Origin of the sequence: Brevibacterium moorei, from assembly GCF_024580735.1 — a bacterium.
Lineage (GTDB): Bacteria > Actinomycetota > Actinomycetes > Actinomycetales > Brevibacteriaceae > Brevibacterium > Brevibacterium moorei.
This window is the reverse complement of the sequence record NZ_JANIJX010000001.1, coordinates 197,428-219,629: the sequence shown is the minus strand read 5'-3', so window position 1 is coordinate 219,629 and position 22,202 is coordinate 197,428. Positions and strand designations below refer to the sequence as shown.

Sequence of the window (22,202 nt, the reverse complement as noted above, 5' to 3'; positions counted from 1 at the left end):
GCCGACTAGAGGTTCGCCAATGCCCTCGCCAGCGGGTCCGCTGCGTACTCGATCTGCCAGGGCCTGGCGGCATGCGCGGCCAGGAAATCGGCGATGAAGGCCCCATCGCCGATGCTCGGCAGGCCTGCCAGCTCCTTGAGGATCTTGGGCGCCAGGACGATTTCCCTGGGCATGTCGAGCTCCGCCGCGACGTGCCCCAGAGAGGCCCGCAGCGCCTCGAGCCGGGCCTTGACCAGGTCCTTGTCGACCCGGGGCCCGGCCTTGGCATCGGCCTTGCGACCCGGCATGGAGGACTCGGGCAGTTTATCGGCGGCCTTGAGCACGGAGTAGAACTCCCTGGCATCCGCGGGAGTCGGGCCCTTGCCCGGTAGGTGCAGGATGTCGGAGGGGGAACGGACATGGCCTGCGGCGATGGCCACGAGCTTCTTATCGGGCACCACCCGCCCCGGTGCCACATCGCGGTCCTCGGCCAAATCGTCGCGCAGCGCCCACATCGCGCGCACCCGGCCCAGTTGTCTGCGCGACTTCAGCGCACCCAGACCGTGCACCCGGCGCCAGGGCTCGGCGTAGACCTTCGGTTCGAAGGTCTTGAGATGGGCGAACTCCTGGACGGCGAAGCCGTCCTTGCCCGCAGCGCGCAGCCGCTGCCACAGCAGCTCCTCGAGCTGGGGCAGTAGCTCAACATCGAGAGCTGCATAGGCCAGCCAGTCGTGCGGCAGGGGCCGGTGGGACCAGTCCACGGCCGAATGCTCCTTGGCCAGGCGCACGCCCAGCAGGCCACCGACCACGCTGGCCAACCCGATCCGCTCGAAGTTCAGCAGCTGGGCGGCCAGTTCGGTGTCGAAGAGCGCATCGGGGTGCATTCCGCGCTCGGCCAGGCACGGCAGATCCTGGGTGGCGGCGTGCAGGATCCATTCGACCCCATCCAGGGCACGGGAGACCTCGCGCAGATCCGGCAGGGCCTCTGGGTCGACGAGCACGATGCCCGCGCCAGCGCGTTTGAGCTGGATCAGGAAGGCGCGCTGGCCGTAGCGGATCCCCGAGGCGCGCTCCGCATCGAGGCCCACGGGGCCGGACCCGGACCGCAGAGCCGCGACGGCGGTGGCGAGTGCAGCGGGCGTGTCGACGACCTCGGGTACGCCGGCCTCGGGTTCGGCCAGCAGCGGCAGGGCCTCAAGCGAATCGTCGGACTGGGGGTTGCTCATGGGCGGTTGCTCCCTGGGAAGGCGCTGACGCCCTCGGGTAGTGGTGGAAGGCCTGCGACCGTGCAGAGCAGGTCGAGCCAGGCGTCGATGTGGTCCGCGACGTCCTCCGGGGCGGCGAGGATGGGAGTCCAGGACGCGCGCAGTTCGAGATCGCGGGTGTCGGGTCTTTCGGCCAGGATGCCGAAGCTCTCGGCGAGCACCCGGGTGGTCTGCCCGCCCACGCGCTCGACGGTGGCGTGGTGTCGGTTCAACGCCTCGGTCAGCCAGGACCAGGCGACTGGGCCCAACAGGACCTCCTCTGCCATCTCGGGCTCGAGTTCGGACCGGATGTAGGTCACGATCCGGAATTCGCCGCCCCACTCACGGGGGGCCGAGGCATCGTAGAGCAGGGCCATCCGGCCCGTGCCGATGACAGCCGGAACGGCCCCGCCGGATACGCGGGCACTCAGCGCTGCCGCCCAGGGGGCCAGCCCGCCGGGTGCGGAAACCTCCTCGAGGGTCACCGGGCCGGCGCTGCCGGCCTGTGCCAGAGCCCGATGAGCGCGCTCGAACGGCTCCGGGATTCTTCTCAGCTGCATGGGTTGGTCCACTCTGCAACTGTAAGACCTGGCCGCGGACCCCGTGCGTCCGGCTCGCCGACCGCACGGTGTGGCGTCATATGACTCACACGCCCGCCGGGGCGGCGGGGTGGGAATATGTTGATGTCGAGACGTGTTGTCTTCGAAGATCTACGGAAGGAAGAACCATGGCAGTTGAGCCCGCGGCATTCAAGCACGCATTCGGACACCACCCGGCGGGGGTCGCGGTGATCTCTGCGGCGGGCCCGGACGGACCCGCCGGACTGACGGTGTCCTCGGTCGCCAGCGTTTCCGTCAATCCGCCTGCTCTGCTGTTCTCCCTGAGCACCAGCCGGGGCTCGGCCTCGAAGATCCTGGCCGCGGACAGCTTCGTGGTCAACCTGCTGGGAGCAGACCAACTGCCCATCGCCCAGTCCTTCGCCAAGCCGGGCGCTCCGCGGTTCACCACGGAGCAGGGCTGGAGCACCCTGCCGACGGGCGAGCCGGTCCTGTCCGGGGTGCACGCCGCACTGCGCTGTACGCCGTTCGAGAAGGTCGCGATCGGGAACTCGACGTGCATCGTCGCCCGTGTCGAGGACGTCGTCGTCGACGCGGCAGGGGACCCATTGGTCTATATGGACCGTGGTTTCTACACCCTGGACGCCGAACACGTGATCGGCTGACCATCCGCCGGATGAGATCTTCAAGGTCACACCGCGATACCGTCCGCGGCGGGCAACCGGATTTGAGACGATAGGGCATATGGTTTCCACTCTTGTGCGCGCCGCACGTTCCCAGGACGTCGACTTCACCCCGGTCTGGTTCATGCGCCAGGCCGGCCGGTCCCTGCCCGAATACCGCGAGCTGCGCCGCGGCAATGCAATGCTCGAGGCCTGCCGGACCCCGGACCTCGTCACCGAGATCACCCTCCAGCCGGTCCGTCGGCACGGCGTGGACGCGGCCATCTTCTTCTCCGATATCGTCGTGCCCCTGCAGGCCGCGGGGGTGGGCGTCGAGATCAAACCGGGCGTCGGGCCCGTCATCGACCACCCCGTGCGCTCGCGGGCCGATCTGGACCGGCTGCCGGAGCTGAGCGCCGAACACTTCGCGGACATCACCGAGTCCGTCACCCGGATCACAGCAGAACTGGGCGAGACCCCGCTGATCGGTTTCGCCGGTGCGCCGTTCACGGTCGCCAGCTACCTGATCGAGGGCGGGCCGAGCAAGAACCACGAGAAGACCAAGGCGATGATGCTGGGCGATCCGGCCCTGTTCCACGACATCCTGGAACGCCTGGCCGGCTATTCCGCGACTTTCATCGGGGTGCAGCTGGCCGCGGGGGCCTCCGCCTTCCAGCTGTTCGACTCCTGGGCGGGCTACCTGGGACCCGACGACTACATCGGCTCCGTGCTCGAGCACTCCACCGCGGTTTTCGAGGCCCTGCGGCCCTACGACGTCCCCGGCTTCCACTTCGGCGTGCAGACCGGCGAACTGCTCGAACCGATGTCGCGGGCGGGCTCCGATGTCATGGGCGTGGACTTCCGGGTCCGGCTGGCCGACGCATCTGCGCGTGTGCAGCCGGGCCAGGCGCTGCAGGGCAACCTCGACCCCGCTCTGCTGTTCGCTCCCTGGGAAGTGCTGCGCCCGCGCATCGCCGATATCGTCAAGGCCGGCCTGGACCACGGCGGCCACGTGTTCAATCTGGGCCACGGCGTCCTGCCGAACACCGATCCGGCAGTGCCGGGCCTCATCGTCGACGAGGTCCATCGGGTCAGCGCGGAACTCATCGCAGCCCGCAGGGCGGGGGAGGCCGCATGAGCGCGCCCGCCGATTTCATCATCGTCGGCGCGGGGATCTCCGGACTCGTCACCGCCTGGCGCCTGCACACGGCCCAGCCGTCCGCCCGCATCCGCGTCATCGAACGGCGTGTTCGACTGGGCGGCTGCCTCAAGCGCGATGAGCTGGGCGGCTACGCCGGACTCGGCGCCGATGTGGGCGCCGAGGCCAGCCTCTACGTCCGCCCGGAAACCCGCGCCCTGGCCGCGGAGCTGGATCTGGAACCGGTCTATCCGGACCGGTCCCAGCACTCACAGCTGTTCGTCGGAGGGCGTCTGCATGAGATGCCGGCCGGCACTCTGATGGGGGTGCCGGGCGATCCGCAGTCGCTGCACGGGATCCTCAGCGAGCCCGAAATCGAGCGCGTGGCCCACGAACAGCTCACCGATCCGGTGGCAGGCGACGTGGCCGTCGGAGAGTTCCTCGCCGCCCGCCTGGGCGATGCGGTCGTCGATAAACTCATCGATCCGTTGCTCGGCGGCGTGTACTCCGGCCGCTGCCGCGACCTGTCCATGGCCGCCACCGTGCCCGCCCTGCTGCCGGCTGCCAATACCGGCGCCGGAGTCCTTGAGACGGTCAGGCAGACCCTGGCCCGGCGCACCGCGACCCGCGGCGCAAACGTTCCCGGCACCCAGACCGCCGACGCCCCACCGACCTTCATGAGCCTGCCGGGTGGTATCAACGGACTCGTGGACGCCCTGGCGACCCGGCTGCGCGGCGCCGGAGTCGAACTGCTGACCGCCACTGAGGTCGAACAGATCGCCCGGAGTGAGAACGGCTGGTCCGTGACGACGGCAGGCGGGCACCCCATGAGCGCAGCCAACCTGGTCCTGGCGGTGCCGGCCTATGCGGCGGCCGGGCTGCTGCGGGCCATGGACGAACCGGCGGCCGAACGCATCGCGGGCAGGCTCGGCGCCATCCCCTATGCGAATTCGGCACTGGTGAACACGGTGCTGTGCCTGGACGGGGAACTGACGGGTTCGGGCTTCCTGGTGCCGCCGGCGGAACCGGCCTTCATCAAGGCCTCGACCTTCGCCTCGAACAAGTGGCCGTGGCTGCGCGATTCCCTGCCCGAGGGGCTGGCGGTGGTGCGGATGAGCATCGGGCGCTACGGCGATCCGGCCTCGGCCTGGTCCGAGCTGTCCGATGCGGAACTGATCGACCGCGCAGTGGCCGACTGGTCGCGGATCACTGGGCGCCACGACGAACTGGTCCACGCCGGCGTCCAACGCTGGAACCAGGCCCTGCCACAGTATCTGCCCGGACATCTGGAACGCATAGCGGAACTCGACGCTGACCTGGCCGGCATCCCCGGCCTGGGACTGGTCGGCTCGGCCTTCGACGGGGTCGGCATCCCGGCCTGCATCAAGCGCGCCACCACCGAGGCCGCCCGGCTGAGCGCCTGAGGCCCCGCTCCACATCGACTTCATTGCAATCCGACGAGGAAAGGAACACCCCATGGCCGATTTCAAGGCCCCGACGCCCGAACAGATCGAGCAGGCCAACACCGACATCCGCTATGTCGCCTACACCGTCTTCCAGGCTGTCGGGGAGATCGGCGACGCCGACCGCGCAGCCCTGGTCGCCGAAGTCAGGAACGGACTCGACGCGCTGGCCGAGCGCGGACTGGTGGTCCGCGGCACCTATGATGTGTCCGTCACCAGGGCAGACGCCGACCTCATGATCTGGTGGCACGCCCCCAGTGTCGAACTGCTCCAGGAGGCCAACTCCATTCTCCGCAAGTCCGATCTGGGCGCCGTGCTCGAACCCGTGTGGTCGGTCGTCGGCATGCACCGGCCCGCGGAGTTCAACAAGTCCCACGTCCCGGCCTTCCTGACGGACCCGGAACCCAATCCGTACCTGTGCGTCTACCCGTTCGTACGCTCCTACGACTGGTACCTGCTGGATCCCGCCGAACGCAGCACCATGCTGCGCGACCACGGAATCGCGGCAGCCGGCTACAAGGACATCAAGGCCAACACCATCGCCAGCTTCGGCCTGGGCGACTACGAATGGCTGCTGGCCTTCGAGGCCGAGAGCCTGGACCGCATCGTCGATCTGATGCGCGATCTGCGGGCCACCGAGGCCCGCCGCCACGTCCGCGAGGAGATCCCGTTCTTCACCGGTCCCCTCAAGCCGCTCGAGGACATCGTCACCGGTTGGCGCTGAGCCGCCCGCAGCAGACTCCGGCGGTTTCGGCCCAGCAACAACAGCGCCGCCGCACCCCGATAAGGGGTGCGGCGGCGCTGTTCGGCGTGGAGGAGCCGGTTCAGCCGCGGGGCCTGCGCATCGGCAGATGCGGGATGCCGTCCTCGATGAACTCGTCACCGGAGACCGTGAAACCGAAGGTTTCGTAGAACCCCCGCAGATGGGACTGCCCGTTGAGTGTCAGCACGGTCTCGGGTCCGAACCGGGCCACCAGGGAGCGCATCAGCGTCGAGCCCAGGCGCTTGCCGCGGATGCCCGGATCGGTCACGACCCGTCCGATACTGCGCGAGGCGGGTTCGCCGGCCGGACCGTCGATGAAACCCGCCGGCAGGACGCGGGCATAGGCGGCCGGCATCGCGCACAGGCCGGCCGGCGCGCCGTGCGAATCGACCATCGGCCGGACCTCGGGTAGGCCGAAGGCGGGTGCCGGGATGAACGCGTGGATGGTGTCAGGCAGCATATCCACGCCGTCCAGGTCCAGGAAGACGCAGTCCTGTTCGACGACGAAGACCTGGCTGCGCAGCTGCAGCAGCCCGTAGAGCTCGGTGCCGGTGAGCTCGGGGAAGGCCCGGGTGATCAGGTGTTGGGCGGAGGCCGCGACGCCGGCGGCGGATTCGGTTGCGGGCTCAGTCGTCATTCTTCGTCCTCCGGTGGTGTGGCGGCGGCCGGGCCGGTCGCCTCGTCGAGCACCAGGCTGATCGAGTTGATGCAGTAACGGTCATCGGTCGGCGTGCCGTAGCCCTCGCCATGGAAGACGTGTCCCAGGTGTGACCCGCAGTTCGCACAGCGCACCTCGACGCGTTCCATGCCCATGGACTCATCGCGGATGTAGACGACCGTCTCGCGGGCCAGGGGCGCGAAGAACGCGGGCCAGCCGCAGTGGGCGGGGAACTTCGTATCGGATGAGAACAGTGCGGCATCACAGGCCCTGCACCGGTAGGTGCCACGGGTGAAGACCTCGGTGTACTGGCCGGTGTACGGCCGTTCGGTCGCTCCCTGGCGCAGCACCGCGTATTCGTCCGGAGCGAGTATCTGCTGCCACTGCACCTCGCTGCGGGTGTCCGCCGGTGTGCCGGCCTGCTTGTCCATGAGTCCACTTCCTATTCGAAATCGGTGTGCCGCTGAGTCCAACACCACATGCGGTGGCGCAATTCCCCAGCGTACCGGTCGCGCCTGCTGTCGGGGCCCGGTTCCGATGGATACGATAGAGGCACGAGGAGAGGGAAGCGGGTTATGGCAACGAGCGTGAAGACCGGGATCGTGCGGACCGGGCTGTTGGCCCTCGGGCTGGGTGCAGGGGCCGCTGCGGTGGTGTCCATTGCCTCATCGGGCCTGGCGGCCTATTTCGCCCGCCGGATCGTCATCCCCGAACTGGCGCCGGAGAAAGTGGAGATCCTCCACGTCTCCGGTCTGGGTGACGATATGCGGGTGCAGCTCTCGGCGACAGAGGAGACCCTGGCGCCCGGTGTGTACGGGCTGTTCTTCGACGCCGGCCACGGCCATGCCAGGATCGGCGCGATCGAGGAATACGATCCCGTCTCCCGGACCGTTTCGCGGCGCGTGCTCGGCATCGACTCGGGCGACCTGCGCAGCGCCAGGTGGGGCCGGATGAGCGGCACCGTGTACTCCCACCCCGATGTGCTCGACCTGCCCTACGCCGAAGTGCAGATCGAAAGCGATGCGGGTGTCCTGCCGACCTGGTACCTGCCCACCAACGCCGGGGAACCGCGCGACACCTGGGCGATCCTCGTCCACGGGCGCGGTGGCACCAGAGCCGAGGGGCTGCGCGCGGCACCCGTGCTCGATCAGCTGGGCATCCCCGCCCTGGCGATGTCGTATCGCAATGACGCGGAGCTGCGCACGGGCACGGGACAGCGCTACGGACTCGGCGACACCGAGTGGCGCGACGTCGATGCCGCGATCGCCTATGCCCTGGACAACGGGGCCAAGCGCGTTGTGCTGATCGGCTGGTCGATGGGCGGGGCCATCGTGTTCCAGGCCGCCGCCCGTGGTGCCCACCGCGAGGACATCGCGGCGCTGATTCTGGACGGTCCGGTCGTCGACTGGTACGACGTGCTCGACCACCAGGCGAAGGAGAACTTCCTGCCCACGCCCATCGCCCGCTTGACCCTGGCGATGATCACCCGCCCCTGGGCGCGTCGGATCACCGGCCTGGACACCCCGGTGAACCTGGACCGCCTGGACTGGGTCAAGCGGGCCAGGGAACTGGACAAAGAGGTCCTGCTGATCCATTCCGATGACGACGAGTTCGTGCCGTCGGGGCCCTCGCACGCGCTGGCCCGGGTGCGGTCCGACCTGGTCACCATGCCCTCCTACGCAGGAGCCAGGCACACCAAGGAGTACAACGTCGATCCCGAGCGCTGGAACGACGATGTCGCGAACTTCTTGGAGACCCGGGTCCTCTAGTCCAGTCCGAAGCGGCAGATCAGACCTGCGGCGTCGCCGATGAGGGACCGCGGCACCGTGGGTACCGCTCGGGGCAGTCGGGTATCGCCCAGGATGCTCTGGGCGGGAGCCCCGAGCAGCAGAGGGGAGACTGTCAGGCACAGTTCGTCGACAGCGCGCTGGGCCACCCACTGGCCCAGCAGGCCCGGCCCTCCCTCGGTCAGGACGCGGGTCAGACCGCGCTCGCGCAGATCAGCCAGGACCTGTGCCGGTTCCACGGGGCAGGTGTGGGAGATGACGTGGTCGTCCCCGAAGGCCGCGCGCAGGTCCCGCAGGATCCCCGTAGTCGCGGTGGGTCCCGTGTGCACGATGACGGGGGAGGTCCCGGCCGAATCGAGCCGGTCGATGTCGACGCGCCCGGAGTCGGAGACGATGACCAGAGTGGGGCACGGTTCCTGCCCGCGGCCCGCCCTGGCCGCTGCGAAGGCGGGCTTGGCGCTGAGTCGGGTATAGCGTTCGGCGCGCACTGTGCCGGCGCCCACCACCACTGCCGAGGCCAGGGCCCGGAGTACGGAGAAGACCCGCTTATCCGCCGGCGTGGAAATGGTGCCGGAAAGGCCGTCGGCGCCGGAGATGCGTCCGTCGACGGTCGCGACCATATTCGCCTGCACCCGGAGGCCCGGCGTGTGTTCGCCGAAGGCGCCGGAGTCGTAGAGCCCGCTGAGCAGTGGTTCGCCGACGGCCGGCGGGATGGCGCCGGCGGGGAGGTGCCCGGTGGCGTCGAACAACATATGCAGAGGAGCGGCGGCGCTCATTTCGCGATGTCCGGGGCGGCGCCCATGATGATCTGGGGTGAAGCCTGCGGATCGAGCTGGCGCAGGACCCACTTGAGATCGGCCCGTTTGAGTGTCACACAGCCGTGGGTGCCGTCGTCGTGGTCCAGGTGCAACCAGATGCCGCCGCCCTTGTCCCACCCCTGGGGTCGGGTCTTTTCGTTCGGCGAGACTCCGGTCTTGCGGTTGTAGTTGATGGCCAGCACATAGTCGAAGACATTGGCATAGCGCGGTCCGTAGGCGCCGGCCGCCCCGTTCTTCAGGCTGCGGTCCCGGGTATAGGGCATCTTCGTCCCGGGGTCGGGCAGGTAGCCGCCGGCATCGGTCAACGCGAACACCCCAGCTGGAGTCCGCAGGTCACCCTCCCGCTTCTTGCTCGTGTCTGTCCAGCCCTTGACCGCATTGTGCCCCTTGAATGACCGTTCTTCCCTCCAACGGCCGTCGTCCAGGGTGTAGAAGGCGATCCGGGCGTCGTCGTCGCCCGTTTTGGGGGTCGAGGCGATCAGGACCTGGGTGGTGTCCGCCGGTAGGTCCGCCATATGCTGCGGGCCGACTCCTGGCAGCGCCGGAGTGGCCGAGCCCGCTTGTGAGCGCTCCTCGGCGCTGGGGGATGCCTTCGGAAGGGGAGTCGCCCTGCGCACCTGGGGCGCCGGCAGGTCGTCGGGGGAGCGGACGGTGGGTGCGGCGAGATCGGCTGCGGCGGCCGGACCCGACACGGCGGTGGCGCCCGCGAGGACGCACGCGGCCAGTGCTACTCCGGAGAATGTGTGCACGTGCTTGAACCTCATGACCCCATTTTGTCATGGACCGGGTCGGGCCGGGGCACTGACGGTATCATCGGGCGAGCCGGAGGACTCGGTAGAATGACCCATATGAGTCAAGCGCCCAATTCCCCCCGTCCATCGCAGCCCCAGGACTCGGGACAGCAGTCGGGGTACCTGAACTTCAATTCTCCGGCCGCGGCCGGGGAACCGACACAGGCGCTGCCCCGGACGGATCCGGCGGAGCCCGCAGTGGGATCGCAGGGCCGTCCCGGGTGGGCGGATGCTGTGCCCGCAGCCCGCTACGAGGTACCCCAACGGCCCCCACAGCAGCCCGAGGGACAGTGGCCCGGCCCGCAGTATCCCGCACCGGCTCAGCCGGCGGGGCCCGGCGGCCCGGTGCCGCCGGGTGGTGGTACGCCGACCGGTGGCTCCGGTGGACCGCAGAAGAGGCGGCTGCCCGGTTTCGCAATCGCCCTGATCGCCCTGGCCGCTGTGGTGGTGCTCGGCGTCGTCGGTTTCATCGCAGTCGACTCCCTGGGCTCTGCCCGCGGTTCGGATTCCGCGGGCACCGCCCCCAGCGCGCAGGCCCCGGCAGCCGGTGACGACGAGAACGCGGGGCAGTCCGATGAGGGCGGCCTCGGTGCGCCGGACGAGGGGCAGGACGTCGACAAGCCGGCGGACCTGACGAGTTTCCACTCTCCCAGCGGGAACATCACCTGCGAGATCGGGGATTCCTACGCCCGCTGTCTGATCAACACCGTGCAGTTCACCCCGGATGAAGCGCCCGAACAGTGCCAGGCCGCCAACTACGGCAAAGTGCTCGTCGCCACCGACGCCGAGGTCGGATTCAACTGCCACGACACCTCCATGCCCTCGGGCGGATCCGAACTCGGCTATGACGACTCGATCACGAAATCCGGGATGAAGTGCACCTCCTCGCAGACGGGTGTCTCCTGCTACGCCACCGAATCGGGCAGGGGATTCTCGGTGGCCCAGGCCGGGATCGGCTGGAAGCGCTGAGGCCGGACGTTTTCCCACAATGTGACACGGATTGTCGATCGGTGTCGGGCGGGTCTACGGTTGGAGTATGACATTTCGGGGCATGCTCCTCCTTAGTTGCCGCGGTGAGGCCTGAAAGAGGCCGGATCCTCACCGCGGAGTCTGCGCTGCCGGTCGCTTCCGGCCCCCAATGGGGTCGCCAGACATTTTCCAAGGATTTCTAAGGAGTCATCCCGTGGTCGATTTACAGAAGCCCAGCCCCATGCCCTTCAAGAAGTACAAGTCGTACTTCGACCGGATTCAGCTGGACATGCACGATCGCACCTGGCCGGACAAGCGACTGAACAAGGCCCCACGCTGGCTGTCGACCGACCTGCGCGACGGTAATCAGGCGCTCATCGATCCCATGACGACCGAACGCAAGCGCAAGATGTTCGATCTGCTGGTCAAGCTGGGATTCAAGGAGATCGAGGTCGGATTCCCCGCCGCCAGCCAGCCCGATTTCGACTTCGTCCGCCAGATCATCGAAGAGGACGCGATCCCCGACGATGTCCGCATCTCGGTGCTGACCCAAGCCCGCGAAGACCTGATCGAGCGCACGGTGGAATCCCTGGTGGGCGCCAAGAACCCCACCGTCCACATGTACAACGCCACCGCACCCGTGTTCCGCAAGGTGGTCTTCGGCTTCGACGGGGACGGTTACGATCAGACCCGCGACATCGCACTGCGCGGAACCCAGGCCGTGATGAAGCACGCGGAATCCCTGCTGTCGGATGCGAACTTCGGCTACCAGTACTCCCCGGAGATCTGGGTCGATACGGAACCGGAGTTCGCGCTCGACGTCGTGGGCAATGTGCTGGACATGTGGCAGCCGACCGCCGGTCGCGAGACCGTCGTCAACCTGCCGGCCACCGTTGAGCGCGGCACCCCGAACACCTATGCCGACCATGTCGAGTGGTTCTGCCGCAATATGCCCTACCGCGACGATGTGGCGGTCTCGCTGCACCCGCACAATGACCGCGGGACAGGGGTCGCCGCTGCGGAGCTGGGCATGATGGCAGGCGCCGATCGCGTCGAAGGCTGCCTGTTCGGCAACGGTGAGCGCACGGGCAATCTGGACCTGGTGACGGTCGCGATGAACCTGTACACGCAGGGAGTCGACCCGGAACTGGACTTCAGCGATATCAACGAGGTCATCCACACCGTCGAATACTGCAACCAGATCGGGGTCCATGAACGCCACCCCTACGGCGGTGATCTGGTCTTCACCTCGTTCTCCGGTTCGCACCAGGACGCGATCAACAAAGCATTCGCCGACCGTGAGGCGCGTGCGGCCGCAGCCGGTATCCCGATCGCCGAGATGGAATGGGATATGCCCTATCTGCCGGTGGACCCGAAGGACTTGGGGCGCAGCTACGAGGCGATCATCCGTGTCAATTCGCAGTCCGGCAAGGGTGGCGTGACCTATCTGATGCACAGCGAGTTCGGCCTGGACATGCCACGGCGCATGCAGGTGGAATTCTCCAAGGTGGTCCAGGGCCATACGGAATCCGGCGGCGAGGTCACAGCCCCGGCCCTGTGGAAGCTGTTCAGCGACGAATACCTGCCCGCGGACGAGCAGGACAACCGCTGGGGCAGGTTCAGGGCGCTGGCGCTGCGCACCGAATCGACGCACGAGGACGACACCGAATCGGGTAGGAATCGGGAGATCCTGCAGGTCGACATGCTCGTCGACGGGCAGGAACGCACCTTCGAGGGCCGTGGCACCGGTCCGATCAGCGCGATGGTCAACATCCTCAACGACAACTTCGACCTGGACATCCGCCTGCAGGACTACACCGAACACGCGGTGGGTACCGGCGCCGACACCCAGGGCGCGGCCTATATCGAACTGGCCGTGGGCGACCGGGTGCTGTGGGGCGCCGGGATCCACGAGAACACCACGAAGGCCTCGCTGAAGGCCATCATCTCCGCGGTCAACCGCGCGGAACGCGAAGGGGCCTGAAGCCTCCCGGACCCGCACTGACATGGGGCTGCACACCACGGTGTGCAGCCCCATGTCAGTGCGGGGGAGGATAATGTCCCATGATGAAGTACTACAGGGATACCGGCCTCGTCCTGACCACACAGAAACTGGGGGAGGCCGACCGCATCGTCAGCGTGCTGACCCGCGACCACGGCCTCGTACGGGCCGTGGCCAAGGGCGTGCGCAAGACGAAGAGCCGGTTCGGTTCGCGCCTCGAGCCCTTTATGCTCGTGGACCTACAGTGCCATATCGGCCGCAACCTCGATACCGTCACCCAGGTCGAGCTGATCGAGCCCTTCGGCCGTGCCATCGTGGCCGATTACGACACCTACCAGGCGGCCTGTGTGCTCGCGGAGACGGCACTGCGACTCACGGAGACGGAACCGCGTCCCCGCAACCAGTACCTGTTGGCGGTATCGGCGGTGCGCTCCCTGTGCAAGGGTGAACACGCCCCCCGGCTGTCCCTGGACGCCTACCTGTTGCGGGCCGTGGCGATCGCCGGTTGGGCCCCCAGCCTCATCGACTGTGCCGTCTGCGGGGCGCCAGGGCCCCACCGCGCTTTCTCCCCGGCGGCCGGCGGTGCCCTGTGTCCGGACTGCCGGGCCGGCGCGCAGCACGGAGTGCTGCTGCCGGGTTCCGATGTGCTGGTCCACCTCGGCGCGCTGCTGGCAGGTGACTGGGCCACTGCGGACGGCTCCGATATGGGCACAGCCGTGCAGGGATCCCGTGTCGTCTCGGCGCATGTGCAGTGGCATCTGGAACGCCATGTGCGCTCCCTGGGGTTGCTGGAACAGGGGCGCAGCAGGGTGGGCCGGGACATCCTCGACCTGGCTGCGAGTCGGACGGATACACTGGCCGGGTGAAGAAATCCTATCCGGCCCCACCACCCCATCCCTCCGGAGCCCGGCCCCCGCGCATCCCCGCGAAGTTCGTGCCGCGTCATGTGGCCGTTGTGATGGACGGCAACGGCCGCTGGGCCAATGACCGGGGGCTGCCCAGAACCGAGGGCCACAGGGCCGGCGAGGCGAGCCTGCTCGACGTCATCCACGGCGCCATCGAGATCGGCGTCGACTACCTGTCCGCCTATGCCTTCTCCACGGAGAACTGGAAGCGCTCACCCGAAGAGGTCCGTTTCCTCATGGGCTTCAACCGCGATGTCATCCACCGGCGCCGGGACGAGCTCAACGAACTGGGTGTGCGCATCGTCTGGGCCGGCCGGCGGGGCCGACTGTGGTCCTCGGTGATCAGGGAACTGGAATATGCACAGGAGACGACCAAGCACAATACCGGCCTGACTCTGCAATTCTGCGTGAACTACGGAGGACGTTCGGAGATCGTCGACGCCGTCAACGCGATCGCCGCCGACGTCGCCGCTGGCAGGCTGAAACCGGGCAAGATCACCGACCGCTCCGTGGCCGCCCGCCTGTATGCCCCCGAGGTCCCGGATGTGGACCTGTTCCTGCGGTCCTCGGGGGAACAGCGCACATCGAACTTCCTGCTGTGGCAGTCGGCCTATGCTGAAATGGTCTTCCAGGACGTGCTCTGGCCCGATGTCGACCGGCGCACGCTGTGGGCGGCGATCGAGGAGTACGCCAGGCGCGACCGCCGGTTCGGCGCCGCAGTGGACAGGCCGGGGAAAGCCTGAGACTCAGCTCGACTGGTCCTTCTGCCTCATCAGGTCAAGGGCGATCATCGCGCCGATGATGGCCACCCGGTCGCGCGGGCGGACATCGGGCCGGAAGTTCAACACATAGCGGTCGCGGCCCAGCAGGGTATTGCCCACGCCCGCCCATTGTCGAGAGGTCCGGGCGATCTCCACCCCATCCGCAGTGATACCGAAGCCGAAGTCGAAGATATCGGCGGCCTGCACCTGCAGTAGGGGGCCGTCTACGACCTGCACATCGATCTTCTTCATGAAGAAGGTGAACCGACGCACGATATCGGCCAGGGGAGCGCCTGCGGTGTCGCGCAGTTCCCAGCGGTCGCGGCCGAAGGTGACGAGATCCTTGATGCCCAACAGATAGCCACCGTCGGCGTCGAACAGCTGGAATTCGCGGGAGCCCATGAAGAAGCGCTTGGCACCGGACCCGATGGTGTGCACACGGCCCACCTGCACGCCCTGGGGATTCACAATGCCGAAATCATTGCTCATGAACCCCGTGACCTGCTGCATCACAAGTGTGTTCTGCTGCAGCAGGGGTCGTGCGGGTGGGCCGTCTGGTGAGGTCATGGCCTCATTGTGTCAGACCGGACTCAGTACTTGCGGCCGTTCTTCTTAAAACCGCCGCCATCGCGCTTGCCGCCCTGGAAGTCCCGGTTGCCGCGACCACCGCGGTCGTAGCCGCGTGAGCCACGGTCGTAACCGCCACGGTCGTCGCGGCGGAAGTCCCGCTCGCCCCGGTCGCTCTTGAACGAGCGGCCCTCACCGGGTCCGCGATCGCCCGTGCGCTTCTTGAACGGGCGGCCCGGGCGGCCCGCGTCCACCCGCAGGTCGATCCGGCGGTTCTGGATGCGGGTGTTCTCCAGCCGGTCGAACACGTTCTGGCCCAGGTCCTCGGGCAGATCGACCAGTGTGTGGTTCGAGCGGATGTCGATGTGGCCGATCTGGCCGGAGCCCAGTCCTCCCTCATTGGCGATCGCGCCGACGATCGCCCCGGGGGAGACCCGGTCGTTGCGGCCCACCGCGATCCGGTAGGTCCGCATGCCGGGCCGCGGCCCGCGGTCACGGCCGCCCCGCTCGCCGCCGCGGTCACGGTCCTTGCGTCCGCGCGGTTCCGGCAGAGGTTCGGCGGTGAGCTTCTCCCCGTCGAGCACCAGCACGGCCAGTGCAGCGGCGATCTCCCGAGCGTCCACATCGTGTTCGCGCTCGAAGGCCTCGATCACGGGGCGCACCTCGGTGAGATCCTGAGTGGTCAGGGCGTCGTTGATCCGGGTCTTGAACTTCTCGACGCGGGTGTTGGTCAGTTCTTCGACCGTCGGCAGGACCAACGGTTCGACCTTCTGCCTGGTGGCCTTCTCGATCTGGCGCAACATCCGATCCTCACGCGGGGTGACGAACAGGATCGCCTCGCCGGAGCGCCCGGCGCGGCCGGTCCGGCCGATCCGGTGAACATAGGATTCGGTGTCGTGGGGCACGTCGTAGTTCACGACCAGCGAGATTCGCTCCACGTCGAGGCCACGGGCTGCGACGTCGGTTGCGACGAGGATGTCGATCTTGCCGTCGCGCAGTTGCTCGACGGTGCGCTCACGGGCCTGCTGGGGGATGTCGCCGTTGATGGCCGAGGCTCGGAAGCCCCTGGCGCGCAGTTTCTCAGCCAGCTCCTCGGTCTCCTGCTTGGTGCGCACGAACATGATGATGCCGTCGTATTCCTCGACCTCGAGGATCCGGGTCAGGGCGTCGAGCTTGTGGCTGTGCATCACCGTCAGGTAGCGCTGGCGGATGTTCGCCCCGGTCGTCGTCTTCGACTTGACCCTGACCTCGGCGGGATCGTTGAGGTACTGCCCTGCGATCCGGTGGATCGAGCGGGGCATCGTGGCGGAGAACAGCGCGACCTGGGTGTCCTCGGGCTTCTGGTCGAAGATCTCCTCGATGTCCTCCTGGAAGCCCATCTTGAGCATCTCATCGGCCTCGTCGAGCACCAGGTGGCGCAGGGCGCCCAAACGCAGGGATCCCTTCTTCAGGTGGTCGATGACACGGCCGGGTGTGCCGACGACGACCTGGGCGCCGCGCTTGAGGCCCGCCAGCTGCGGGCCGTAGGACTGACCACCGTAGATCGGCAGGACCGAGAAATCGGCCAGATGGTTCGCGAAGCTGGTCAGGGCCTCAGCCACCTGGAGTGCGAGCTCACGGGTGGGGGCCAGGATCAGGCCGCGCGGACCCTCGGGCGAGGGACCCTGCTTGGCCAAGTCGGACAGCAGGGGCAGAGCGAACGCGGCGGTCTTGCCGGTGCCGGTCTGTGCCAGGCCGATGACGTCGCGGCCGTCGAGCAGCAGCGGAATCGTCTCCTCCTGGATCGCGGAGGGGGTTTCGTACCCGAGGTCCTCGACCGCGCGCTGAATGGGCGCGGCCAGGTCGAAATCGGCGAACCGGGTGCCGGCCTCGGGGGTGGTGGTTTCCGCGGTGTCCGGGATTTCGGGCGCGGCTGTTTCCGTGGTGTTCATGAAGAACCCTTCGTCAGGCGTTGAACGCATCACACACTTGGTCGCAGTGAACTGGATTGGCGACCGACCTTAAATCACCTACAGGCCGGCGTGCACTCATCAACGCACAAGGGGCCTTTATATCGGAACAGCCGGATGATCCGGTCGCGCAAGGGGCGACGGCTTCGAAACGACGGGGTTCCCGGGATAGGTTTGGGTGCTCCGATAAGTCTACACGGGGCCCTGCGCCGATGGGCCCCGTTCGGGGGCGTTCTAACTCACAGTGGGTTCTTCGGTAGGCTTGGGGAGAACCTGCGTGCGGCCAGCCAGGCCGCAGCGTGACATGAGGAGAAATTCGTGGCATCGAAGTTGGATTCCGTCATCACCCTGGCGAAGCGGCGTGGCTTCGTCTTCCAGGCGGGGGAGATCTACGGCGGTTCCCGGTCCGCGTGGGACTACGGCCCATTGGGCGTCGAGCTCAAGGAGAACATCAAGGCGAACTGGTGGCAGACCTTCGTGCGCGGGCGCGCCGATATGGTCGGCCTGGACTCCTCGGTCATTCTGCCCAAGGAGGTGTGGCAGGCCTCCGGGCACGTCGAGACCTTCGTCGATCCGCTGGTCGAATCCCTGCACACCCACAAGCGCTACCGCGCCGACCACCTGCTCGAGGCCTATGAGGCCAAGCACGGTCATCCGCCGGTCAACGGTCTGGCCGACATCAATGATCCGGAGACCGGCCAGCCCGGCGCCTGGACCGAACCTCAGCAGTTCTCCGGCCTGATGAAGACCTTCCTGGGCGCCGTCGACGACGGGTCCGGCCTGGCCTACCTGCGTCCGGAGACCGCCCAGGGCATCTTCGTGAACTTCAACAACGTGGTCACCTCGGCCCGGAAGAAGCCCCCGTTCGGCATCGGCCAGATCGGCAAGGCGTTCCGCAATGAGATCACCCCGGGTAACTTCATCTTCCGCACCCGCGAATTCGAGCAGATGGAGATCGAGTTCTTCACCAAGCCCGATGAGGCCGAGCAGTACTTCAAGGAATGGGTCGAGGCCTGCTGGGCGTGGTTCGTGGATCTGGGCATCGACCCGGAGCACATGCGCCGTTTCGACGTTCCGAAGGAGGACCGCGCCCATTATTCGGCTGGCACCATCGACATCGAATACGATTTCGGATTCCAGGGCAACTCCTGGGGTGAGCTGATGGGTGTGGCCAACCGGACCGACTTCGATCTGAACAATCACTCCCAGGCCTCCGGTGCCAAGCTGCAGTACTTCGACCAGCAGGCCAATGAGCGCTACACCCCGTACGTGATCGAGCCCTCCTTCGGCCTGACCCGTTCGATGATGGCCTTCCTCGTCGACGCCTACACGGAGGACGAGGCGCCGAACACCAAGGGCGGCGTCGACAAGCGTGTGCTGCTCAAACTCGATCCGCGCCTGGCTCCCGTCAAGGCCGCGGTGTTGCCGCTGTCGCGTAATGAGAGGCTCTCCCCGCAGGCCAAGGAGCTGGCCGCGCGCCTGCGCCGGCGCTGGAACGTCGACTTCGACGACGCGGGCGCGATTGGCCGCCGGTACCGCCGGCAAGATGAGATCGGCACCCCGTACTGCATCACCTTCGACTTCGATTCGCTCGACGATGCGGCTGTGACGATTCGCAAGCGCGATGATATGAGTCAGGAGCGCGTTCCCCTGGACCGTGTCGAGGCATATCTGGCAGCCGGCCTGGGCTGCTGAGCGGGCGCCACGCTGCAGCGGGCCCCGGTATCCCATAGCGGGATACCGGGGCCCGCTGTGTCTGTGCCCGGCCTGCACGCGACCTGTACTCCAACTGTAAAATCCGTCACACGTGGTTTAGTATCAGTGTCATGGACCACACCCCCACCAGTGATCAGGATTCCCGCCCCGTCCTTGTGAGCATCGACCACGTTGAGAAGTACTACGGCGATTTCCATGCCCTGACCGACATCAACCTCGACATCCATGTCGGCGAGGTGGTGGTGGTGATCGGGCCCTCGGGGTCGGGCAAGTCCACCCTGTGCCGGACGATCAACCGGCTCGAGACGATCGAGTCGGGCACGATTTCCGTTGATGGTGCGCCTCTGCCGGCCGAGGGCGCGGCGTTGGCGAATCTGCGCTCGGAGGTCGGCATGGTCTTCCAGTCGTTCAATCTGTTCGCGCATATGACGATTCTGGAGAACGTGACCCTGGGTCCGATCCGGGTGCGCCGGCTGTCGAAGGCACAGGCCGAGGCCGAGGCGATGGAGTTGTTGGCCAGGGTGGGGGTGGATCATCAGGCGCAGAAGTATCCCGCGCAGCTCTCCGGTGGGCAGCAGCAGCGTGTGGCGATTGCGCGGTCTTTGGCGATGAAGCCGAAGGTGATGCTCTTCGATGAGCCGACCTCGGCTTTGGATCCGGAGATGATCAACGAGGTCCTCGATGTGATGGTGGGCCTGGCCAAGGAGGGGATGACGATGGTGGTGGTGACCCATGAGATGGGGTTCGCGCGCAAGGCCGCGGATCGGGTGGTGTTCATGGCCGATGGGCAGATCGTGGAGGTGGGCACGCCCGAGGAGTTCTTCACCAATCCTCGCTCGGAGCGTGCGCAGACGTTCTTGGCCCAGATCCTCGGCCACTGATCGGCCCGACCCCGTCCCGCAACCGATTCCAATGAAGGAGAAACAGATGAAACGCCTGAGTACAATCATCGCCGGAACCGCCATCGCCCTGCTGGGTTTGAGCGCCTGCGGCCAGTCCGGCACCCCCGATGCCGGCGGCGCATCCGGCTCCGCGGCCGCCCCCACCTATACAGTCGCCGACGACGTCAAGCTGGACGGATCGAAGACCTGGGAAGCTGCGAAGAAGGCGGGCAAACTGAAGATCGGGGTGAAGAAGGACCAGCCCGGCCTGGGCAATGTCACTCCCGGGTCGGACGTGCCGGCCGGTTTCGACATCGAGATGGGCAAGATGATCGGCGCGTCCCTGGGCTTCGGACCCGATCAGATCGACTGGGTCGAGACCGTTTCGGCGAATCGCGAACCCTTCCTGCAGAACAAGAAGGTCGATCTGGTGATCGCGACCTATACGATCAACGACGAGCGCAAGAAGGTCGTCGACTTCGCGGGTCCCTACTACGTCGCGGGCCAGGATTTGCTGGTCCAGGCCGATTCCGACATCGCCGGGCCCGAATCCCTCGACGGCAAGAAGGTCTGCTCGGTCGACGGCTCGACCCCGGCTCAGCGAATCAAATCCGACTACCCCAAGGCGCAGCTGGTCACCTACGACACGTACTCCAAGTGTGTGACGGATCTGGAGAGTGGATCGGTGGACGCGGTGACGACCGACGACGCGATCCTGCGCGGCTATGCGGCGCAGTCCGACGGCAAGTTCAAGGTCGTGGGCAAGCCCTTCTCCGAGGAGCCCTACGGGGTGGGCCTGCCAAAGGGCGACAGTGCACTGCGCGGTGCCGTCAACGATGCGATCGAGAAGTCCGAGGACGACGGGGTCTGGAAGCAGGCATTCGAGGCGACCCTGGGCTCCACCGACGGAGTGGAGATGCCCAAGGTGGACCGGTACTGAGGCCCACTGCCCAACCTGAACCGTCCCCGGCCGGCCGAGCATGCTCTCCGGCCGGCCGGGGACGGCCCCTTTCCGTAATCGACACCGAAGGTCAGACGTGAACACTGCAGCACTATTCGACCTCTTCGCCTCGGGTGTGTGGGGAACCGTCAAGTTCTTCCTTATCACCGCCGTCGGCGCTCTGCTCGGCGGTACGGTACTCGCCGCCATGCGGGTCTCTCCGACCCCGGTCCTGCGCGCGGCCTCCGCAGCCTATGTCAACGTCGTCCGCAATACGCCGTTGACCCTGGTCATGTTCTTCTGCGTCTTCGGGTTGCCGTTCCTGGAGATCCGCGCCAGCAAGGACGCGGGGATCAATTCCTTCTTCATGGCGACGGTGGCGCTGATCGCCTACACCTCGTGCTTCGTGGCCGAAACCCTGCGCTCGGGGATCTCCACGGTGCCGGTGGGCCAGGCCGAGGCCGCGCGGTCGATCGGGTTGAAATTCGGCCAGACGCTGCGCTTCGTGGTCCTGCCCCAGGCGTTTCGCACCGTTATCCCGCCGCTGGGCAGTGTGCTTATCGCGATGTTGAAGAACACCTCGATCGCCTCGGGGTTCAACAACCGCGAACTCATCTCCGCGATGCGCGGGGCGATCGAGCTGCGCGGCGATCTGACCATCGTGATCCTGCTGGCCACCGCCGTCTCCTATCTGCTGCTCTCGCTCATCCTGGGCAGACTGTTCACGTATCTGGAAAGGAAGTGGGTGATCGTACGATGAGCGCCCCCACCACCGTGCTGTTCGACGCGCCCGGGCCCAAGGGCCGGCGCAACAACGTCATCCTGTCGATCGTGTCCGCACTGGCCATCCTGGGGATCATCGCCTATATCGTCTACCGGTTCGGTGCGGCGGGCCAGTTGACCGGCGCCAAGTGGAGCCCCTTCACCTATTCGGTGATCCAGGCGGCACTGCTCAAGGGTCTGTGGTCGACGATCAAGGCGGCGGTCATCGCGACTCTGCTGGCCCTGGTCATCGGCGTGGTCTTCGCCCTGCTGCGGCTATCCGGCCGGGCCTGGATCCGGGTGCCCGCGACCGCGTTGCTGGAGTTCTTCCGCGGCGTGCCGGTGTTGCTGCTCATCTTCGCGCTGTACCTGATGTTCTCCACCACTCCGTTCGTCGCCGTCGTCGGCGGTCTGGCGCTGTACAACGGCATGGTGCTCGCGGAGATCATCCGGGCCGGAATCGTCGCGGTCCCACGCGGGCAGCGGGAGGCGGCCATGTCGATCGGCCTGCGCGATTCCCAGACAATGCGCCTGGTGCTCATGCCGCAGGCCTTCCGCGCGATGATGCCCACGATCGTCGCCCAGGTGGTCGTCCTGCTCAAGGACTCGGCGTTGGGCTATATCGTGACCTATCAGGACCTGCTCTACCAGGTCAACCAGATCGGGCGGAACTATCAGAACCTGCTGCCGACCTTCATCGTCGGCGCGGTCCTGTTCATCATTCTCAACATGCTCATCGCGGGCCTGGCCAGTTGGCTTGAACGCCGTCTGCAGCGCAAGACGGCGGCCAAGACCGAAAGCGCCAAGGGCACAGCGGTGCGCTGAGCACGGCGCGAACGACGCGGCCCCGGTACGCCTGAAGTTCAGGCGTACCGGGGCCGCGCTGTCCC

General features: G+C 67.0%; 22 protein-coding genes. 14 read left to right on the top strand and 8 right to left on the bottom strand.

Features of this window, described 5'->3' with window-relative positions; all coding sequences use genetic code 11:
* Nucleotides 1-5 precede the first annotated feature (5 nt).
* Together NQ034_RS01030 and NQ034_RS01025 are read right to left on the bottom strand one after the other, a co-directional pair.
* A complete protein-coding gene (locus tag NQ034_RS01030) occupies nt 6-1,205 on the bottom strand; it encodes an HRDC domain-containing protein (RefSeq protein ID WP_257046526.1) in 1,200 nt (399 codons plus the stop codon).
* Complete coding sequence (locus tag NQ034_RS01025) at nt 1,202-1,795, bottom strand: DUF3000 family protein (protein WP_257046525.1); 594 nt, start codon at nt 1,793-1,795, stop codon at nt 1,202-1,204. Before NQ034_RS01025 ends, NQ034_RS01030 begins: the two co-directional genes overlap by 4 nt.
* A 155-nt stretch (nt 1,796-1,950) precedes the next feature.
* Between NQ034_RS01025 and NQ034_RS01020 the strand changes: the two genes are divergently transcribed.
* The 4 genes from NQ034_RS01020 (at nt 1,951) to hemQ (ending at nt 5,767) form a co-directional block, all read left to right on the top strand.
* Nucleotides 1,951-2,445, top strand: a complete 495-nt coding sequence (locus NQ034_RS01020) for a flavin reductase family protein (protein WP_257046524.1) — start codon at nt 1,951-1,953, stop codon at nt 2,443-2,445.
* 79 nt (nt 2,446-2,524) lie between these two features.
* Nucleotides 2,525-3,580, top strand: coding sequence for a uroporphyrinogen decarboxylase (hemE, locus tag NQ034_RS01015; protein WP_257046523.1), 1,056 nt, complete (start codon nt 2,525-2,527; stop codon nt 3,578-3,580).
* Complete coding sequence (hemG, locus tag NQ034_RS01010) at nt 3,577-5,004, top strand: protoporphyrinogen oxidase (RefSeq protein ID WP_257046522.1); 1,428 nt, start codon at nt 3,577-3,579, stop codon at nt 5,002-5,004. The genes hemE and hemG overlap by 4 nt, the downstream gene beginning before the upstream one ends.
* Before the next feature lie 52 nt (nt 5,005-5,056).
* Complete coding sequence (hemQ, locus tag NQ034_RS01005) at nt 5,057-5,767, top strand: hydrogen peroxide-dependent heme synthase (RefSeq protein WP_257046521.1); 711 nt, start codon at nt 5,057-5,059, stop codon at nt 5,765-5,767.
* A 100-nt stretch (nt 5,768-5,867) separates the two neighbouring features.
* Here hemQ and NQ034_RS01000 read toward each other — a convergent pair whose 3' ends face one another.
* Nucleotides 5,868-6,443 (bottom strand): GNAT family N-acetyltransferase, encoded by a 576-nt coding sequence (locus NQ034_RS01000; protein ID WP_257046520.1) that lies wholly within the window; start codon nt 6,441-6,443, stop codon nt 5,868-5,870.
* Nucleotides 6,440-6,895 carry a peptide-methionine (R)-S-oxide reductase MsrB gene (gene msrB / locus NQ034_RS00995; protein ID WP_257046519.1) on the bottom strand — a complete coding sequence of 152 codons (456 nt, stop codon included), beginning with the start codon at nt 6,893-6,895 and terminating at the stop codon, nt 6,440-6,442. The genes NQ034_RS01000 and msrB overlap by 4 nt, the downstream gene beginning before the upstream one ends.
* A gap of 144 nt (nt 6,896-7,039) precedes the next feature.
* Here msrB and NQ034_RS00990 point away from each other — a divergent pair, with 144 nt between their 5' ends.
* Complete coding sequence (locus tag NQ034_RS00990; RefSeq protein WP_257046518.1) at nt 7,040-8,233, top strand: alpha/beta hydrolase; 1,194 nt, start codon at nt 7,040-7,042, stop codon at nt 8,231-8,233.
* On the opposite strand, the gene NQ034_RS00985 is transcribed toward NQ034_RS00990, so the two are convergent.
* Together NQ034_RS00985 and NQ034_RS00980 are read right to left on the bottom strand one after the other, a co-directional pair.
* On the bottom strand, nt 8,230-9,003 hold the full coding sequence (locus NQ034_RS00985) for a dihydrofolate reductase family protein (protein ID WP_257046517.1): 774 nt from the start codon (nt 9,001-9,003) through the stop codon (nt 8,230-8,232). The two genes, NQ034_RS00990 and NQ034_RS00985, sit on opposite strands and share 4 nt — an antisense overlap.
* Nucleotides 9,004-9,023: 20 nt before the next feature.
* Nucleotides 9,024-9,833 (bottom strand): L,D-transpeptidase family protein, encoded by an 810-nt coding sequence (locus NQ034_RS00980; protein ID WP_257046516.1) that lies wholly within the window; start codon nt 9,831-9,833, stop codon nt 9,024-9,026.
* Between the two features lie 84 nt (nt 9,834-9,917).
* On the opposite strand from NQ034_RS00980, the gene NQ034_RS00975 reads away from it, so the two are divergent.
* From NQ034_RS00975 to NQ034_RS00960, 4 genes are all read left to right on the top strand, one after another.
* A complete protein-coding gene (locus NQ034_RS00975; protein WP_257046515.1) occupies nt 9,918-10,829 on the top strand; it encodes a hypothetical protein in 912 nt (303 codons plus the stop codon).
* A 214-nt stretch (nt 10,830-11,043) separates the two neighbouring features.
* Nucleotides 11,044-12,813, top strand: coding sequence for a 2-isopropylmalate synthase (gene leuA, locus NQ034_RS00970; RefSeq protein ID WP_257046514.1), 1,770 nt, complete (start codon nt 11,044-11,046; stop codon nt 12,811-12,813).
* 83 nt (nt 12,814-12,896) lie between these two features.
* Nucleotides 12,897-13,697, top strand: a complete 801-nt coding sequence (gene recO, locus NQ034_RS00965) for a DNA repair protein RecO (RefSeq protein ID WP_257046651.1) — start codon at nt 12,897-12,899, stop codon at nt 13,695-13,697.
* Nucleotides 13,694-14,479, top strand: a complete 786-nt coding sequence (locus NQ034_RS00960; RefSeq protein WP_257046513.1) for an isoprenyl transferase — start codon at nt 13,694-13,696, stop codon at nt 14,477-14,479. Before recO ends, NQ034_RS00960 begins: the two co-directional genes overlap by 4 nt.
* 3 nt (nt 14,480-14,482) lie before the next feature.
* Here NQ034_RS00960 and NQ034_RS00955 read toward each other — a convergent pair whose 3' ends face one another.
* Both NQ034_RS00955 and NQ034_RS00950 read right to left on the bottom strand, forming a co-directional pair.
* On the bottom strand, nt 14,483-15,064 hold the full coding sequence (locus NQ034_RS00955; RefSeq protein ID WP_257046512.1) for an LURP-one-related/scramblase family protein: 582 nt from the start codon (nt 15,062-15,064) through the stop codon (nt 14,483-14,485).
* Nucleotides 15,065-15,087: 23 nt separating this feature from the next.
* Nucleotides 15,088-16,995, bottom strand: a complete 1,908-nt coding sequence (locus NQ034_RS00950) for a DEAD/DEAH box helicase (RefSeq protein ID WP_257046511.1) — start codon at nt 16,993-16,995, stop codon at nt 15,088-15,090.
* A gap of 336 nt (nt 16,996-17,331) precedes the next feature.
* Between NQ034_RS00950 and NQ034_RS00945 the strand changes: the two genes are divergently transcribed.
* The 5 genes from NQ034_RS00945 (at nt 17,332) to NQ034_RS00925 (ending at nt 22,137) form a co-directional block, all read left to right on the top strand.
* Nucleotides 17,332-18,708: a glycine--tRNA ligase gene (locus tag NQ034_RS00945; RefSeq protein WP_257046510.1), complete on the top strand. Its 1,377-nt coding sequence runs from the start codon at nt 17,332-17,334 to the stop codon at nt 18,706-18,708.
* Nucleotides 18,709-18,839: 131 nt separating this feature from the next.
* Entirely contained in the window at nt 18,840-19,610 is a 771-nt protein-coding gene (locus NQ034_RS00940; RefSeq protein ID WP_257046509.1) for an amino acid ABC transporter ATP-binding protein, read from the top strand.
* A 46-nt stretch (nt 19,611-19,656) separates the two neighbouring features.
* On the top strand, nt 19,657-20,550 hold the full coding sequence (locus NQ034_RS00935) for a glutamate ABC transporter substrate-binding protein (RefSeq protein ID WP_257046508.1): 894 nt from the start codon (nt 19,657-19,659) through the stop codon (nt 20,548-20,550).
* Between the two features lie 97 nt (nt 20,551-20,647).
* Nucleotides 20,648-21,310: an amino acid ABC transporter permease gene (locus NQ034_RS00930; protein WP_257046507.1), complete on the top strand. Its 663-nt coding sequence runs from the start codon at nt 20,648-20,650 to the stop codon at nt 21,308-21,310.
* Complete coding sequence (locus tag NQ034_RS00925; RefSeq protein WP_257046506.1) at nt 21,307-22,137, top strand: amino acid ABC transporter permease; 831 nt, start codon at nt 21,307-21,309, stop codon at nt 22,135-22,137. The genes NQ034_RS00930 and NQ034_RS00925 overlap by 4 nt, the downstream gene beginning before the upstream one ends.
* Nucleotides 22,138-22,202: the final 65 nt, after the last annotated feature.

Bases quoted from the DNA above. Each gene is read 5' to 3' on its own strand.
- NQ034_RS01030 (WP_257046526.1), bottom strand. From the start codon at position 1,205: ATGAGCAACCCCCAGTCCGACGATTCGCTTGAGGCCCTGCCGCTGCTG.
- NQ034_RS01020 (WP_257046524.1), top strand. From the start codon at position 1,951: ATGGCAGTTGAGCCCGCGGCATTCAAGCACGCATTCGGACACCACCCG.
- hemE (WP_257046523.1), top strand. From the start codon at position 2,525: ATGGTTTCCACTCTTGTGCGCGCCGCACGTTCCCAGGACGTCGACTTC.
- hemG (WP_257046522.1), top strand. From the start codon at position 3,577: ATGAGCGCGCCCGCCGATTTCATCATCGTCGGCGCGGGGATCTCCGGA.
- hemQ (WP_257046521.1), top strand. From the start codon at position 5,057: ATGGCCGATTTCAAGGCCCCGACGCCCGAACAGATCGAGCAGGCCAAC.
- NQ034_RS01000 (WP_257046520.1), bottom strand. From the start codon at position 6,443: ATGACGACTGAGCCCGCAACCGAATCCGCCGCCGGCGTCGCGGCCTCC.
- msrB (WP_257046519.1), bottom strand. From the start codon at position 6,895: ATGGACAAGCAGGCCGGCACACCGGCGGACACCCGCAGCGAGGTGCAG.
- NQ034_RS00990 (WP_257046518.1), top strand. From the start codon at position 7,040: ATGGCAACGAGCGTGAAGACCGGGATCGTGCGGACCGGGCTGTTGGCC.
- NQ034_RS00985 (WP_257046517.1), bottom strand. From the start codon at position 9,003: ATGTTGTTCGACGCCACCGGGCACCTCCCCGCCGGCGCCATCCCGCCG.
- NQ034_RS00980 (WP_257046516.1), bottom strand. From the start codon at position 9,833: ATGAGGTTCAAGCACGTGCACACATTCTCCGGAGTAGCACTGGCCGCG.
- NQ034_RS00975 (WP_257046515.1), top strand. From the start codon at position 9,918: ATGAGTCAAGCGCCCAATTCCCCCCGTCCATCGCAGCCCCAGGACTCG.
- recO (WP_257046651.1), top strand. From the start codon at position 12,897: ATGAAGTACTACAGGGATACCGGCCTCGTCCTGACCACACAGAAACTG.
- NQ034_RS00955 (WP_257046512.1), bottom strand. From the start codon at position 15,064: ATGACCTCACCAGACGGCCCACCCGCACGACCCCTGCTGCAGCAGAAC.
- NQ034_RS00950 (WP_257046511.1), bottom strand. From the start codon at position 16,995: ATGAACACCACGGAAACAGCCGCGCCCGAAATCCCGGACACCGCGGAA.
- NQ034_RS00940 (WP_257046509.1), top strand. From the start codon at position 18,840: ATGGACCACACCCCCACCAGTGATCAGGATTCCCGCCCCGTCCTTGTG.
- NQ034_RS00935 (WP_257046508.1), top strand. From the start codon at position 19,657: ATGAAACGCCTGAGTACAATCATCGCCGGAACCGCCATCGCCCTGCTG.
- NQ034_RS00925 (WP_257046506.1), top strand. From the start codon at position 21,307: ATGAGCGCCCCCACCACCGTGCTGTTCGACGCGCCCGGGCCCAAGGGC.